At 70.4% G+C, this 13862-nt stretch carries 11 protein-coding genes; 6 read left to right on the top strand and 5 right to left on the bottom strand.

All coding sequences use genetic code 11. The features are described 5' to 3' along the window. The first annotated feature begins 28 nt into the window (after positions 1 to 28). Positions 29 to 1195, top strand: a complete 1167-nt coding sequence (gene rlmN, locus LVQ62_RS15270; protein WP_233762868.1) for a 23S rRNA (adenine(2503)-C(2))-methyltransferase RlmN — start codon at positions 29 to 31, stop codon at positions 1193 to 1195. A gap of 9 nt (positions 1196 to 1204) precedes the next feature. Here the strand turns inward: rlmN and LVQ62_RS15265 are convergent, their stop codons facing one another. Continuing rightward, positions 1205 to 2323, bottom strand: a complete 1119-nt coding sequence (locus LVQ62_RS15265; protein WP_233762866.1) for an LOG family protein — start codon at positions 2321 to 2323, stop codon at positions 1205 to 1207. A 268-nt stretch (positions 2324 to 2591) separates the two neighbouring features. Between LVQ62_RS15265 and LVQ62_RS15260 the strand changes: the two genes are divergently transcribed. Together LVQ62_RS15260 and LVQ62_RS15255 are read left to right on the top strand one after the other, a co-directional pair. Next, positions 2592 to 2942 carry a hypothetical protein gene (locus LVQ62_RS15260; RefSeq protein WP_233762864.1) on the top strand — a complete coding sequence of 117 codons (351 nt, stop codon included), beginning with the start codon at positions 2592 to 2594 and terminating at the stop codon, positions 2940 to 2942. A gap of 55 nt (positions 2943 to 2997) precedes the next feature. After that, positions 2998 to 4896, top strand: coding sequence for an acetate--CoA ligase (locus LVQ62_RS15255; RefSeq protein ID WP_233762862.1), 1899 nt, complete (start codon positions 2998 to 3000; stop codon positions 4894 to 4896). 83 nt (positions 4897 to 4979) lie between these two features. Here the strand turns inward: LVQ62_RS15255 and LVQ62_RS15250 are convergent, their stop codons facing one another. From LVQ62_RS15250 to LVQ62_RS15235, 4 genes are all read right to left on the bottom strand, one after another. Continuing rightward, on the bottom strand, positions 4980 to 6227 hold the full coding sequence (locus LVQ62_RS15250; protein WP_233762860.1) for a trans-acting enoyl reductase family protein: 1248 nt from the start codon (positions 6225 to 6227) through the stop codon (positions 4980 to 4982). Between the two features lie 46 nt (positions 6228 to 6273). Then, entirely contained in the window at positions 6274 to 7326 is a 1053-nt protein-coding gene (locus LVQ62_RS15245; protein ID WP_233762858.1) for a winged helix DNA-binding domain-containing protein, read from the bottom strand. 93 nt (positions 7327 to 7419) lie between these two features. Beyond that, positions 7420 to 8871, bottom strand: a complete 1452-nt coding sequence (locus LVQ62_RS15240; protein ID WP_233762856.1) for an aspartate aminotransferase family protein — start codon at positions 8869 to 8871, stop codon at positions 7420 to 7422. Beyond that, positions 8868 to 9311: an Lrp/AsnC family transcriptional regulator gene (locus tag LVQ62_RS15235; protein ID WP_208053856.1), complete on the bottom strand. Its 444-nt coding sequence runs from the start codon at positions 9309 to 9311 to the stop codon at positions 8868 to 8870. Before LVQ62_RS15235 ends, LVQ62_RS15240 begins: the two co-directional genes overlap by 4 nt. Positions 9312 to 9488: 177 nt before the next feature. Here LVQ62_RS15235 and LVQ62_RS15230 point away from each other — a divergent pair, with 177 nt between their 5' ends. From LVQ62_RS15230 to LVQ62_RS15220, 3 genes are read left to right on the top strand one after another with little or no spacing between them, the layout of a single operon-like run. After that, positions 9489 to 10859 (top strand): L-serine ammonia-lyase, encoded by a 1371-nt coding sequence (locus tag LVQ62_RS15230; RefSeq protein WP_233762854.1) that lies wholly within the window; start codon positions 9489 to 9491, stop codon positions 10857 to 10859. A gap of 46 nt (positions 10860 to 10905) precedes the next feature. Further along, positions 10906 to 12354 (top strand): gamma-aminobutyraldehyde dehydrogenase, encoded by a 1449-nt coding sequence (locus LVQ62_RS15225; protein ID WP_233762852.1) that lies wholly within the window; start codon positions 10906 to 10908, stop codon positions 12352 to 12354. A 33-nt stretch (positions 12355 to 12387) separates the two neighbouring features. Then, positions 12388 to 13836, top strand: a complete 1449-nt coding sequence (locus LVQ62_RS15220) for an NAD-dependent succinate-semialdehyde dehydrogenase (protein WP_233762850.1) — start codon at positions 12388 to 12390, stop codon at positions 13834 to 13836. Positions 13837 to 13862 lie beyond the last annotated feature (26 nt).

Genomic DNA, 13862 nt, shown 5'->3' with positions numbered 1-13862 from the left:
CTCGGCCCGCACCTGGGACGATGGTCGTATGCCGACCGTCGATCTGCCCGCCCCGACCCCGCGTCCCACGCCGGGGCAGCTGACCTTCACCGCGCCCCGGCGCTCCAAGCCGCCGACGCACCTGGCCGATCTGGACCCGGCCGGTCGCAAGGCGGCCGTCGAGGCGCTGGGGCACAAGGGTTTCCGGGCAGCCCAGTTGTCGACCCACTACTTCGAGCACTTCGTGGACGACCCGGCGCAGATGACCGACCTGCCGAAGGCGGAGCGGGCGAGCCTGGTGCAGGAGCTGATGCCGCCGCTCCTCACGCCGGTGCGCACGCTGGAGGCCGATGACGGCCAGACGATCAAGAGCGTCTGGCGCCTCTTCGACGGTGCTCTGGTCGAGTCGGTGCTGATGAGCTACCCGGGTCGGGTGACCATGTGCATCTCCAGCCAGGCCGGGTGCGGGATGAACTGCCCGTTCTGCGCCACCGGCCAGGAGGGGCTGACCCGCAACCTGTCGACCGCCGAGATCGTCGAGCAGGTCGTCGCGGGCGCCCGGATGCTGCGGTCGGGCCAACTGCCCGGGGGCGTCGACGAGGACCGGGAGTCGCCGTTGCGGGTGTCGAACGTGGTGTTCATGGGCATGGGCGAGGCGCTGGCGAACTACCGGCGCGCCATCGACGCGATCCGTCGGCTGGTCGAGCCGCCGCCCTCGGGCCTCGGGATGAGTGCCCGCGGCATCACGATGTCGACCGTCGGGCTGGTGCCCGCCATCGACAAGCTCGCCGCCGAGGGCATCCCGGTCACGCTGGCCCTGTCGCTGCACGCCCCGGACGACGAGCTGCGCAACGAGCTGGTGCCGATCAACAACCGGTGGTCGGTCGACGAGGCCCTCGACGCGGCGTACCGCTACTACGAGAAGACCGGACGTCGGGTGTCGATCGAGTACGCGCTGATCCGCGACATCAACGACCACGCCTGGCGCGCGGACCTGCTGGGGGAGAAGCTCGCCGCCCGCGGCAGCGGCTGGGTGCACGTCAACCCGATCCCCCTGAACCCGACGCCGGGCTCGAAGTGGACCGCGTCGCGGCACGGAGTCGAGCAGCAGTTCGTCGAGCGGCTGCGCGCCCGCGGCATCCCGACCACCGTGCGCGACACCCGCGGCTCGGACATCGACGGCGCCTGCGGGCAGCTGGCGGCCTCTACCGCCTGACCCAGAGCCTCAGCGTCGGCCGCTTCGTCGCAGGATCAGCTCGGCCGCATCCTGCGTGGAGTCCACCAGGTGCACGGCAGCGGACATCGGGCGGTCGGCGGCGAGGGTCTTCAGCAGCTCCCAGACCGGCACGTCGCGGGTCCACTGCCGCTCGCCGACGAGCACCAGCGGTGGCAGGGGATCGGTGGCGTCGGAGGGCGTGGCGTAGTACATCCGGGTGACCGCCTGGAAGATCTCCTGGACGGTGCCGGCCGCGCCGGGCAGGACGACGATGCCGGCGTCGCAGCGCGCGAGGAGGGTGTCCTCTCGCAGCGCGTTGCTGAAGAACTTGGCGATGCCCGCGCAGAAGACGTGCGGCGGTTCGTGGCCGTAGTACCAGGTGGGGACAGCGATCACCCGGGCCCGGTGCACCGCGTCGGTGTGGCGCTCGCGCACCGCCAGGGCGGTCGATGCCCACCGCCCGATGTCCGGCCGGTACGAGGGCACGCTCGCCAGCTCCTGCAGGGCCGACCGCAGGGCGGCCTCATCGGTCACGCAGCCGCCGAGGCTCGCCGCCTCCATGGCACCGGGGCCGCCTCCGGTCAGCACCAGGCACCCCGACTGGGCGAGGGTGCGCCCGAGACCAGCGGCGTCGGCGTACGCCGGGCTGATGCGCGGTTCGTCGTGCCCGCCCATCACGCCCACCACGTGCCGTCCCTCGAGCCGTTCGTCCAGAGCATCGTCGATCGAGTCGTCGTGGATCGCCCGTATCACCGTCGCGTACGCGTCGTGCGCGGTGGCCGGGTCGAGCAGCCAGTCGTACGCGCGCCGGTCCGGCGTCCCGGCGTACCCGTGGGCGGCCAGCCCTGCGTAGAGCTCGCGTGGCTCGTACAGCCGCGAGCGGTAGGGGTTGACCGGCAGCGACGGGTCGGGCGGGAAGACCAGCGCGCCCGCCGCGCGCAGATGCACCACCAGCGCATCGGGGACCACGCCGCCCAGCACGACCAGACCCGTCAGGTCGGTCATGGCCAGCAGATCGGACATGGCGTCGCGCAGGTCCACGTCCTGCAACCGCAGCCCTCTCAGCGAGTCTCCGCGGGCGATCCTGCTCCGCAGCGCCCGACTGCTGGTGATCTCCCCGGTGGCCACGCCCTCATCCTGCCCGCTGGTGTCACGGTTCGGTCTCGAACCCGCGGGCGAGACAACCTCTTCGGGGGTTCGTGCGTCTGACCATGTGCCGGCGGACATCGCCGGCGTACTCGGGGAAGCGGCCCTTCGGTCGCAGAGCAAGGGAGTAGGACAGCAGATGAAGCGTGCGATGTGTGTGGTTCCGGTGGCTGTGGCGATCGCTGCGGCGGGGGCGGTCTCGGTGGCTCAGGCGACCCCGGCGGCACATCCGGTGAAGCACACAACAAGCGTGACCAGTGTGACGACGGCTGTCGTTCACCGCACGTCGCCCGCCGTCGTGACCCATCGGGGGATCACGACGAGCGCTGCGATCACGTCGGCCATCGACCACAGCGCCCTGCTCGGGGACGTGCCGGCGTCCGACGTCTCCGTGCGCTCGATCCGGGTCGCCTCGGCCAACACGTCGTGGGCATCGGCCGTGGTGCACCCGATCGACCAGCGCACCGACGACGCGTTCGTCGCGCTGCACCGGGTCGACGGTCGGTGGACCGTCGTCACGCTCGGCACGGCGGGGGTCGGCTGCGCCGTGCCCGCCTCGCTGCGGTCCAACCTGCACCTGATCTGCGAGGCCGGTTACTGACCGGGCCGCGTCATACCGGGGGTGGTCGGCCGCCTCCGCGTGGAGAATGACGGGCATGAGCAGCGGCGCGTACGAAGCGGCATACGGAGCGAGCATGCAGGACCCGGAGGCGTTCTGGGCGGAGGCCGCTCGAGGCATCGACTGGATCAACTTCCCGAAGACCGTTCTGGACGAGTCGAATCCGCCGTTGTACCGATGGTTCCCCGACGGCCGGATGAACACCTGCTTTAACGCGCTCGACCGGCACGTGATCGCGGGGCGGGCCGACCAGCCCGCGGTCGTCTGGGACAGCCCGGTGACGCAGGACAGCCGGACCTACACGTACGCGCAGCTGCTCGACCTGGTCGGGCGGGCCGCCGGGATGCTCACCGCGCTGGGGGTGCAGAAGGGTGACCGCGTCGTCATCTACTTGCCGATGATCCCGGAAGCGGTCGTCAGCATGCTGGCCTGCGCGCGCATCGGTGCGGTGCACGCGGTCGTCTTCGGCGGGTTCGCACCCGCGGAGCTGGCCGCGCGCATCGACGACGCACGCCCCAAGGTGCTCATCACCGCGTCCTGCGGAGTCGAGCGCACCCGGGTGGTGGAGTACAAGCCGATGGTCGATGCGGCGATCGAACGCTCGCAGCACCCGCCGGAGAGCGTCGTCGTGCTGCAGCGGCCGCAGGCCGAGGCCGCGATGGGGGAGCGGGACATCGACTGGCGTACGGCGATGCGTCCCGATGGTGTCGGCGCCGCGGGCTGCGTGCCGATGCTGGGATCGGACCCGCTCTACATCCTGCACACCTCCGGCACCACCGGTCGGCCGAAGGGGATCGTGCGCGACAACGGCGGGCACGCGGTCGCGCTGCACTGGTCGATGACGCACATCTTCGGGATGCAGCCGGGCGACGTGTGGTTCACCGCGTCCGACGTCGGCTGGGTGGTCGGGCACTCCTACATCGTCTACGCGCCGCTGCTCGCCGGCTGCACGACGGTGCTCCTGGAGGGCAAGCCGGTCGGCACACCCGACGCGTCGACGTTCTGGCGGATGATCGAAGAGCACAAGATCGCAGGCCTTTTCACCGCTCCTACCGGCATCCGGGCGATCAAGAAGGAGGACCCGGAGGGCACGTTGATCGCCGGTCGCGACCTGTCGAGCCTGCGCACCCTCTTCCTCGCGGGCGAGCGCACCGACCCCGACACCTGGCAGTGGGCGACGGACCGCCTGCAGGTGCCGGTCATCGACAACTGGTGGCAGACCGAAACGGGCTGGCCGATCTGCGCCAACCCGATCGGCACGCAGCTCTTCCCGATCAAGCCCGGCTCGGCGACGATGCCGAGCCCGGGGTACGACGTGCAGGTGCTCGACGCAGAGGGCGAGCGGTGCGCACCGGGTCAGGAGGGCGCGCTGTGCATCAAGCTGCCGATGCCGCCCGGCACGCTGGAGACGCTGTGGGGTGACGACGACCGCTACGTCGAGTCCTACCTGTCGGCGTACGACGGCTACTACCTGTCCGGCGACGGCGGATACATCGACGACGACGGGTACGTCTGGGTGATGGGCCGCACCGACGACGTGCTCAACGTCGCAGGGCACCGCCTGTCGACCGGCGGCCTCGAGGCCGTCGTGGCCGGCCACCCGGCTGTCGCCGAGTGCGCCGTCATCGGAGTCGCTGACGAGCTCAAGGGTCAGGTGCCGCGAGCACTGGTGGTGCTGAAGGGCGCTGAGGAGCCCACCGAGGAGGAGCAGGAGCGCATCCGCGCCGAGCTCACCCAACTGGTCCGTGAGCAGGTCGGCGCCATCGCCGGTCTGCAGCGGGTCGACATCGTGGCGGCGCTGCCGAAGACCCGGTCGGGCAAGATCCTGCGGCGCACGATGCGTCAGCTCGCCGACGGCGACGAACCGCAGGTGCCCGGCACCATCGAGGACACAGTGGTGCTCGACGCGCTGGCCCCGGTGCTGCGCCGCCGGTGAGGGACGCCGCGGCGACCGTGTGAGCGGTTTGCGTTCGTGGTCAGGGCTGCAGCACTGGCCGCAGACGCAGAACCCCCACCTCGTCAGAAGCGCTCGGCCTGCACGGTGAAACCGCGGTCGCGCAATCGTGCGGCATAGACGTCACCGAGCGCCGTGGCGGGGGTCAGCACGCCGCCGGTGAGACCGTCCGGCAGCGGGCACTGCTCGCGCTGGGTCGCCAGCGCGAGCGCGGCCTCCCCGAGCATCACGCACGTCGCGGCGTAACCCGGATCTCCCTGTGCCGCAACGACACTGCGGTACGCGCTGCCATCCGTGGTCGTCGTGCGGGCATCGACCTTGAAGAAGCCCTTGGCGCGTGCTGCGGCGCTCGGGCCCTCACCGGCCTTGGGCAGCGCCCGGTTGACCAGCGGCCGCAGCGGCGACAGGCTCAGCGCGCCGACGGCGGCCGCGAGTCCGCCGGCCAGCGCGTACGCCGTGGCGCGTCCCGCGAGGCCCGCTCCGGTCTTCTGCACCTCGCGGTAACGGAATGCGCTGCCGTAGTCGTGACCGCGAAGGGCGTTGCTGCGCCGCACGATCCGGGTGTTGAACGTCGACATGACGAACGGTCCCGTCCACGCCTTCACCTCGGGCGCGTACCGCACGGAGACGCTGTCGCGCCATTCGCCCTTCGGCTCCGCCGAGCGGTCGGGGGACAGCGCGAACTTGTCGACGGCGACCGCGCGCTTGGCCTTGTCGGAGCGCACCTCGTCGATCTGACCCTTCATCGAGTCCAGGGTCCCGCCGCTGGCACCGCCCTTCATCGTGACGAAGAGGGTGGTGTCGGTGAGCTCGCCCGCGGCGTCCTGCGCGATGCGCTCGGCCAGGGTCAGCACGGCCAGGTCGGAGGGCACCGAGTCGAACCCACAGGAGTGCACGATGCGGGCTCCGGAGGCGGCCGCAGCCTCGTGGTAGCGATCGATCGACTCGCGCACGAAGAGCACCTCGCCGGTCAGGTCGACGTAGTCCGTGCCGGCCTCGGCGCAGGCCTTCACCAGGGGCAGGCCGTACTTCGCGTAGGGGCCGACGGTGGTGATGACCACGCGGGTGCGCTCCGCGAGCGCCGCCAGAGCGGCGTCGTCATTCGAATCCGCAGTGATCAGAGGCCAATCCGAAGCCGAGGGGCCCAGCGACCTACGGACGTCCTCCAGCTTGGCGGTGTTGCGCCCGGCGAGGCCGATGCGCACGCCCTCGGGTGCGTAGGCCGCGAGGTGCTCGGCGGTGAGCTTGCCGACGAAGCCGGTGGCGCCGAAGAGGACGATGTCGAGCTCGCGCTGGTCACGGGGAGTTGCCATGGACCGAAGGCTATCGATCCCGCGCTCCGGCACCGACCGGTGACCGTCAGCGGGCGGGCGTGCTGAGTCGGGCTGCTGCCAGGCGCCTGCTCGGCGGGCCCTCGAAGAGCTCGACCCGCGGCGGCGCTCCCGGCTTCCTCGGCGCCGACCAGGTGCCGACGGCACGCGCGCCGTCCAGGACGACGGGCCGGAACATCCCGTTCCCGCCCGGCACGATGTGGTCGGCGAACCGCGCGGGCAGGGTCGCGGACCGGTCGGCGTACCCGAGCAGGATCTCGTCGAACGCCGCGGTCAGCAGTGGAGCGACGGTCGCGCGGGACATCCCGGCCTCGACGACCTCTGGTGCCGCGTAGAGGCTCACCCCGTCCAGGGTGAGCTCGTCCAGGCCGTCGACGATCTGCTCCCACGCGGGCGCGACCTCGCGTACCAGCAGCTTGGTCCACCACAGGAAGTCGGCACGGGCGGCCGGACCGTGGGACAGCAGGTACCGCCGTCCCCAGGCCGCGACCGGGTCGGGTGGCGGCTGCGCCTTCGGCAGCCAGTCGTCGCAGAGAACGAACTGCTGGACCCCGTCGCGGATCGGTCCGAGGCAGATGACCGTGTCGATCGACAGGTCGATCAGCAGATGGGCGCCCCGCTGGCCGCTGACGTCGAGACCCGCGGCGGTCCACGCGTCCATCAACTGACGGCGGGTCAGCGCCGCGCCGCCGCGCTGGAGCTCGCGGGTCAGGTCACGCACCCCGTCGAGCTGCGCGGCGTCGACCCCGAGGCCCGCGAGACGCGTGGCGTACTGCGTGCGGATCCGGTCGGCGGTGAGCGCCAGTATCCAACGCAGATCGGTGGCGAGCACGGTGTGCAGGGTCCCGCGGACGGGCCAGGAGCGCACGATGCGGCCGGCGTCGTACGCCGCGTCGACGGCCTGCACCGAACGCTCAGTCGTGCGCGCCGCGAGGGCGATGCGGCAGGCGCGCCAGTCCTGGGACTGGGTGCAGGTCAGATGCCGCACGACGTCCTCGGGCGTCGGCAGCGATCGCCCGGCGAGGCACAGCGCGGCCAGCCGCATCCGCGCGACCTGCTGGTGGGTGACCGCGCGGGACATGCGCCGAACGTTAGGGGCAGTCACCGACAGACGAACAGGGTCGCCGCGCGCCCGATAGAGCGCGCGACGACCCTGATCGGTCGTGCGTGAGGTCTAGAGCATGTCCCAGGCGCGGGTCAGCACGTCGCGCAGCATGCCCTCGATCGCGTCGAACTCGGTGGGCCCGATGATGAGCGGCGGGGACAGCTGCACCACGGGGTCGCCACGGTCGTCGGCGCGGCAGTAGAGGCCGGCGTCGAAGAGCGCCTTGGAGAGGAATCCGCGCAGCATCCGCTCGGACTCGTCCTCGTTGAACGTCTCCCGGGTGGCCTTGTCCTTCACCAGCTCGATGCCGTAGAAGAACCCTTCGCCGCGGACGTCGCCGACGATGGGCAGGTCCTTCAGCTTCTCCAGCGTCGCGCGGAACGCCGGGGCGTTCTGGTGCACGTGGTCGGTCAGGCCCTCGCGCTCGAAGATGTCGAGGTTGGCCATCGCCACCGCGGCCGAGACCGGGTGACCGCCGAAGGTGTAGCCGTGCGGGAACGCCGTCGTGCCGTGCTTGTAGGGCTCGAACAGCTTGTCGCTGGCGATCATCGCGCCGATGGGGGAGTACCCGGAGGTCATGCCCTTGGCGCAGGTGATGATGTCGGGCTGATAGTCGAAGTCGCGGCAGGCGAAGATTTCGCCGATGCGGCCGAACGCGCAGATGGTCTCGTCCGAGACCAGAAGCACATCGTACTCGTCGCAGATCTCCCGGACCCGCTCGAAGTACCCGGGCGGCGGCGGGAAGCAGCCGCCGGCGTTCTGCACCGGCTCGAGGAAGACGGCGGCCACGGTGTCGGGGCCCTCGAACTCGATGGCCTCACCGATCCGGTCGGCGGCCCAGCGGCCGAACTTCTTCGGGTCGTCGCGCAGGTCGTCGTGAGCGCGGTAGATGTTCGTGTTCGGCACCCGGAACGCGCCGGGCACCAGCGGCTCGAACATCTCCTTCAGCTCCGGGATGCCGGTGATAGACAGGGCGCCCTGCGGGGTGCCGTGATAGGCGATCGCGCGGCTGATGACCTTGTGCTTACCTGGCTTGCCCTGCAGCTTGAAGTAGTGCTTGGCAAGCTTCCACGCCGACTCCACGGCCTCGCCGCCGCCGGTCGTGAAGAAGACCCGGTTCAGGTCGCCGGGCGCATACGCCGCGAGCCGCTCGGCCAGGTCGATCGCCGAGGGGTGCGCGTAGGACCAGATCGGGAAGAACGCGAGCTCCTTGGCCTGCTTGGCCGCAGCCTGCGCGAGCTCCTCGCGGCCGTGGCCCACCTGCACGGTGAAGAGGCCGGCGAGGCCGTCGAGGTACTTGCGGCCCTCGGCGTCCCAGATGTACGCGCCGTCGCCCTTGACGATCACGGGCACGTTGGCGCCCTGGCCGCCGGAGGACGTCGGCTCATAGACCGACTGGCGAGTGAAGTGTCCCCAGAGATGGTCGCGGGCCGCCTCGTAGCGCGGCGTGCCGGCAGGCGTGGTGCCCGCACCGGTGCTGGACGTGGCGTGTGCGGTGGTCTCTTGCGCAGTTGTGGTCATCTCGTGCCCCAGTCGTAGCGTTGTTTGTGCAATTTCAGGTAGACGAGCGTCTCGGTGTCGGTGACGCCCGGCATCGTGCGGACCGTGTCGGTCAGAAGCTCCAGCAGGTGCTCGTCGTCCTCGCAGACGACCTCGATGAGCAGGTCGAAGCGGCCGGCCGTCATCACGACGTATGCGATCTCGGGCAGCTCGCCGAGGCGCTGGGCGACGTCGCCCAGAGCGCCGGTGACGCGCAACCCGATCATCGCCTGCCGACGGAAACCCACCTGGGCGGGATCGGTGACGGCGACGATCTGCAGCACCTCGGCGTCCAGCAGCCGCTGCACCCGTCCGCGGACGGCGGCCTCGGACAGGCCGATCTCGCGGGCGATCGAGGAGTAGGCCGCGCGACCGTCCTGCTGCAGGCGCGCGATGATGGCCTTCGACGTGTCGTCGAGCATCACCGGCGAGGTACGAATAGCATCGTTCACACCGGTAGGTTTTCACGAAATTCGGAGGTAGGCAAGGCGTATGAGACCGATTTCGTTGTCGGATAGCCTACTCAGCGGTACTTTGCGAAGGTCGGCGCGACGTCGGCCGGGACACGGCTCGACCCGACCTGCAGGAGGTGGCACGTCATGGCTCTGAGTGCATTCGATCTCTACTCCATCGGGATCGGCCCCTCGTCCTCCCACACGGTCGGCCCGATGCGCGCGGCCGGCACATTCGTCGCGGGGCTGCGCCGCACCGAGATCCTCGACCGGGTTACCCGGGTGCGCGCGCAGCTGTTCGGGTCCCTCGGCGCGACCGGTCACGGGCACGGCTCGGACAAGGCGGTCGTCCTCGGCCTGATGGGCGCGGTGCCCGAGACGGTCGACACGGACACTGCCGACGAGCAGGTCGGCGCCGTCCGCGAGGCCGGTGAGCTGCTGCTCGGCGGTGAACGACCCATCCACTTCGACCCCGCGGACGACGTGGTGATGCACCGGCGCAAGTCGCTGCCGGCGCACCCCAACGGCATGACCTTCGAGGCGTACGACGGCGATCACCTGCTGCTCGAGCGCACCTACTACTCGGTCGGCGGCGGGTTCGTGGTCGACGGCGCGGCGACCGGCGCGGACCGTGTCGTCCTGGACGACACGCAGGTGCGGTTCCCCTTCACCACCGGTGGGCAGCTGCTGGCGATCTGCGAGCGGGAGGGGATGAGCGTCAGCGAGGTGATGCTGCACAACGAGCTCAGCTGGCGTACCGAGCCGGAGATCCGCGCCGGACTGCTGCATCTGTGGCAGGTCATGCGGGAGTGCGTGCAGGCCGGACTGCGGCACGGCGGCTGCCTGCCCGGCGGCCTCAAGGTGCCGCGCAGGGCGCCTGACCTCTATGCCGCGCTCACGGTCGGTGAGCTGCGCGACGACCCGCTGCGAGTCATGGACTGGGTCAACCTGTGGGCGCTCGCGGTCAACGAGGAGAACGCCTCCGGTGGCCGGGTCGTCACCGCGCCCACCAACGGTGCGGCCGGGATCATCCCCGCGGTGCTGCACTACTACGCGACCTACGTCGAGGGCGCGGACGACGACGGCATCGTCCGGTTCCTGTTGACGGCTGCCGCGATCGGCATCCTCTTCAAGGAGGGCGCCTCGATCTCCGGCGCCGAGGTGGGCTGCCAGGGCGAGGTCGGATCGGCCTGTGCAATGGCCTCCGGTGCCCTCTGCGAGGTCATGGGCGGCTCGCCGTCCCAGGTGGAGAACGCCGCCGAGATCGGCATCGAGCACAACCTCGGGCTCACCTGCGACCCCGTCGGCGGGCTGGTGCAGATCCCCTGCATCGAGCGCAACGCGATCGCCAGCGTGAAGGCCATCAACGCGGCACGCCTGTCCCGCAACGGCACCGGGATCCACACGGTGAGCCTGGACAAGGCCATCAAGACCATGCGCGAGACCGGTCGTGACATGTCCGTGAAATACAAGGAGACCGCCCGGGGCGGGCTCGCGGTGAACGTCATCGAGTGCTAGTACGAACACGACGCCCATGATTCGCAGCCACAAGGAGAGCAGCACCATGACCGATTCCCCCCGCCAGTTGCGCAACTTCATCGGCGGCGCGTACGTCGACGGTCGAGGCGAGGAGCGCCTCGACCTGGTCAGCCCCGTGACCGCGAAGGTCGTCGCGCAGGCGCCGATCTCCGGCCAGGCCGACGTCGACGCGGCGTACGCGGCGGCCGAGAAGGGCTTTGCCGAGTGGGGCCAGGTCACCCCGAGCGAGCGCCAGCAGGCGCTGCTGAAGTTCGCCGACGCCATCGAGGAGCGTGCCGACGACTTCGTGAAGCTGGAGGCACAGAACACCGGAAAGCCGTTCGCGCTCACGGCATCCGAGGAAGTGCCGCCCATGGTGGACCAGCTGCGCTTCTTCGCCGGCGCCGCGCGGGTGCTGGAGGGTGTGTCGGCAGGGGAGTACCTCGCCGGGCACACCTCGTGGATCCGCCGCGAGCCGATCGGTGTGGTCGGCCAGGTCACCCCGTGGAACTACCCGATGATGATGGCGATGTGGAAGATCGCGCCGGCGCTCGCCGCGGGCAACGCGATCGTCCTCAAGCCCAGCGACACCACCCCCGAGACCACGCTGCTGCTGGCCGAGCTGGCGGCGCCGTTCCTGCCCGCGGGCACGTTCAACGTCATCACCGGTGACCGCGAGACCGGTGCGAAGGTCGTGGAGCACCCGACCCCGCAGCTCGTGGCCATCACCGGGTCGGTACGGGCGGGCATGCAGGTCGCCGAGGCCGCTTCGCGCGACCTGAAGCGGGTGCACCTGGAGCTGGGCGGCAAGGCGCCGGTCATCGTCTTCGACGATGCCGACATCGAGGCCGCCGTCGAGGGCATCGCCACCGCCGGTTACTTCAACGCCGGCCAGGACTGCACCGCGGCCACGCGGGTGCTGGTCTCCCCGAAGATCCACGACGACTTCGTGGCGGCGCTCGCGGCGTACGCGAAGAACGAGGCGAAGGTGGGCCTGCCGGACGACGAGGACGCGCTCTTCGGTCCGGTCAACAACGCCAACCAGCTGGCGCACGTGACCGGGATGCTGGACCGACTCCCCGACCACGCGACCATCGCGGCCGGCGGGCACCGGATGAGCGGCCTCGGCGACGGGTACTTCCTGGAGCCCACCGTCGTCTCCGGGCTCACCCAGGAGGACGAGATGAGCCAGCACGAGATCTTCGGGCCGGTCATCTCGGTGCAGCGCATCGAGGACGAGCAGGCCGCGATCCGGGCGGCGAACGGTGTGGAGTACGGCCTCGCGTCGTCGGTGTGGACGCGTGACCTCGGTCGCGCGCTGCGGGTCAGCAAGGCACTGGACTTCGGCTGCGTCTGGATCAACACGCACATCCCGCTCGTCGCCGAGATGCCGCACGGTGGTTTCAAGCACAGCGGCTACGGCAAGGACCTCAGCCGCTACGGGTTCGAGGACTACACGCGCATCAAGCACGTGATGGCCAACATCAACAGCTGAGCGATTCATCACGGCGTTCGACGAGGAGATGACATGACCGGAGCGGTCGAGCAGGTCACAACGCAGTTGTTCATCGGTGGGAAGTGGCGTGACGCCGAGGGCGGCAAGACCCTCACGGTCGACAACCCGGCCAGCGGGAAAGCACTCGCGACCGTCGCGGACGCGTCCCCGGCCGACGGTGTCGCGGCGCTCGCGGCCGCCGCCGCGGCACAGGCGGATTGGGCGCGTACGCCGCCGCGCGACCGTGGAGAGATCCTGCGGTCGGCGTTCGAGCTCATCACCCAGCGTGCCGATCACTTCGCCGAGCTGATGACGCTGGAGATGGGCAAGCCCCTGGCCGAGTCCAAGGGCGAGGTGACCTACGGCGCGGAGTTCTTCCGCTGGTTCTCCGAGGAGGCGGTGCGCATCTCCGGTCGCTGGTCGACGGCACCGAACGGCGTGACGCGGCTGGTGACGATGAAGGCTCCGGTCGGTCCCACGTTGATGATCACGCCGTGGAACTTCCCGCTGGCGATGGGCACCCGCAAGATCGGGCCGGCCATCGCGGCCGGCTGCACGATGGTGGTCAAGCCCGCCGCCGAGACGCCGCTGACGATGCTGGCGCTCGCGCAACTGCTGGAGGAGGTCGGGCTGCCTGCCGGCGTGCTGAACGTCGTCACCACCAGCGACTCCGGCGGCGTCATGGAGCCGCTCATCCGCGACCCGCGCACCCGCAAGCTGACCTTCACCGGCTCCACCGCGGTGGGCCGCAAGCTGGTCGAGCAGTCCGCCGACCAGCTGCTGCGGCTGTCGATGGAGCTGGGCGGCAACGCGCCGTTCATCGTGTTCCAGGACGCCGACGTCGACGCGGCCGTGGACGGGGCGATGCTCGCCAAGATGCGCAACATCGGCGAGGCATGCACGGCGGCCAACCGGTTCCTCGTGCACGTTGACGTGGCGCAGGAGTTCGGCGACAAGCTCGCCCAGCGGATGGGCGCGATGGTCGTCGGTAACGGTCTGGACGACGGGGTCACGGTCGGACCGTTGATCAACGCCAAGGCGGTCGACAAGGTCGCCGCCCTGGTGCGTGACGCGGCGGAGCGCGGCTCCAAGGTCGTCTGCGGCGGGGAGCCCGGCGACGGCGAGGGGTTCTTCTACCCGCCGACCGTGCTGACCGGCGTACCGGCTGACGCCGACCTGGTCCGGGAGGAGATCTTCGGACCGGTCGCGGCCATCCAGACCTTCACCGACGAGCAGGACGCGATCGACCGCGCCAACTCCACCGAGTACGGCCTCGCGTCGTACTTCTACACCCGCGACCTCTCTCGCACGATCCGGGTGAGCGAGGGCCTCGAGTACGGCATGGTGGGGGTCAACCAGGGCATCATCTCCAACCCGGCCGCGCCGTTCGGCGGCGTCAAGGCAAGCGGCTACGGCCGCGAAGGCGGTTTCGAGGGCATCGAGGAGTACCTCGAGACCAAGTACGTCGGTCTGGCTCTCTAGCGTTCGTCCGCACCGCCAGCCCCACG

The sequence above is a fragment of the Allobranchiibius sp. GilTou73 genome (genome assembly GCF_021391335.1).
In the GTDB taxonomy this organism is placed as follows: Bacteria; Actinomycetota; Actinomycetes; order Actinomycetales; family Dermatophilaceae; genus Allobranchiibius; species Allobranchiibius huperziae.
The sequence above is the reverse complement of the archived record's forward strand: the minus strand, read 5'-3'. Positions and strand labels throughout refer to the sequence as shown.

Excerpts from the sequence above, each read along its gene's own strand:
- rlmN (WP_233762868.1), top strand. The coding sequence starts at position 29 with ATGCCGACCGTCGATCTGCCCGCCCCGACCCCGCGTCCCACGCCGGGG.
- LVQ62_RS15255 (WP_233762862.1), top strand. The coding sequence starts at position 2,998 with ATGAGCAGCGGCGCGTACGAAGCGGCATACGGAGCGAGCATGCAGGAC.
- LVQ62_RS15250 (WP_233762860.1), bottom strand. The coding sequence starts at position 6,227 with ATGGCAACTCCCCGTGACCAGCGCGAGCTCGACATCGTCCTCTTCGGC.
- LVQ62_RS15245 (WP_233762858.1), bottom strand. The coding sequence starts at position 7,326 with ATGTCCCGCGCGGTCACCCACCAGCAGGTCGCGCGGATGCGGCTGGCC.
- LVQ62_RS15240 (WP_233762856.1), bottom strand. The coding sequence starts at position 8,871 with ATGACCACAACTGCGCAAGAGACCACCGCACACGCCACGTCCAGCACC.
- LVQ62_RS15235 (WP_208053856.1), bottom strand. The coding sequence starts at position 9,311 with ATGCTCGACGACACGTCGAAGGCCATCATCGCGCGCCTGCAGCAGGAC.
- LVQ62_RS15230 (WP_233762854.1), top strand. The coding sequence starts at position 9,489 with ATGGCTCTGAGTGCATTCGATCTCTACTCCATCGGGATCGGCCCCTCG.
- LVQ62_RS15225 (WP_233762852.1), top strand. The coding sequence starts at position 10,906 with ATGACCGATTCCCCCCGCCAGTTGCGCAACTTCATCGGCGGCGCGTAC.
- LVQ62_RS15220 (WP_233762850.1), top strand. The coding sequence starts at position 12,388 with ATGACCGGAGCGGTCGAGCAGGTCACAACGCAGTTGTTCATCGGTGGG.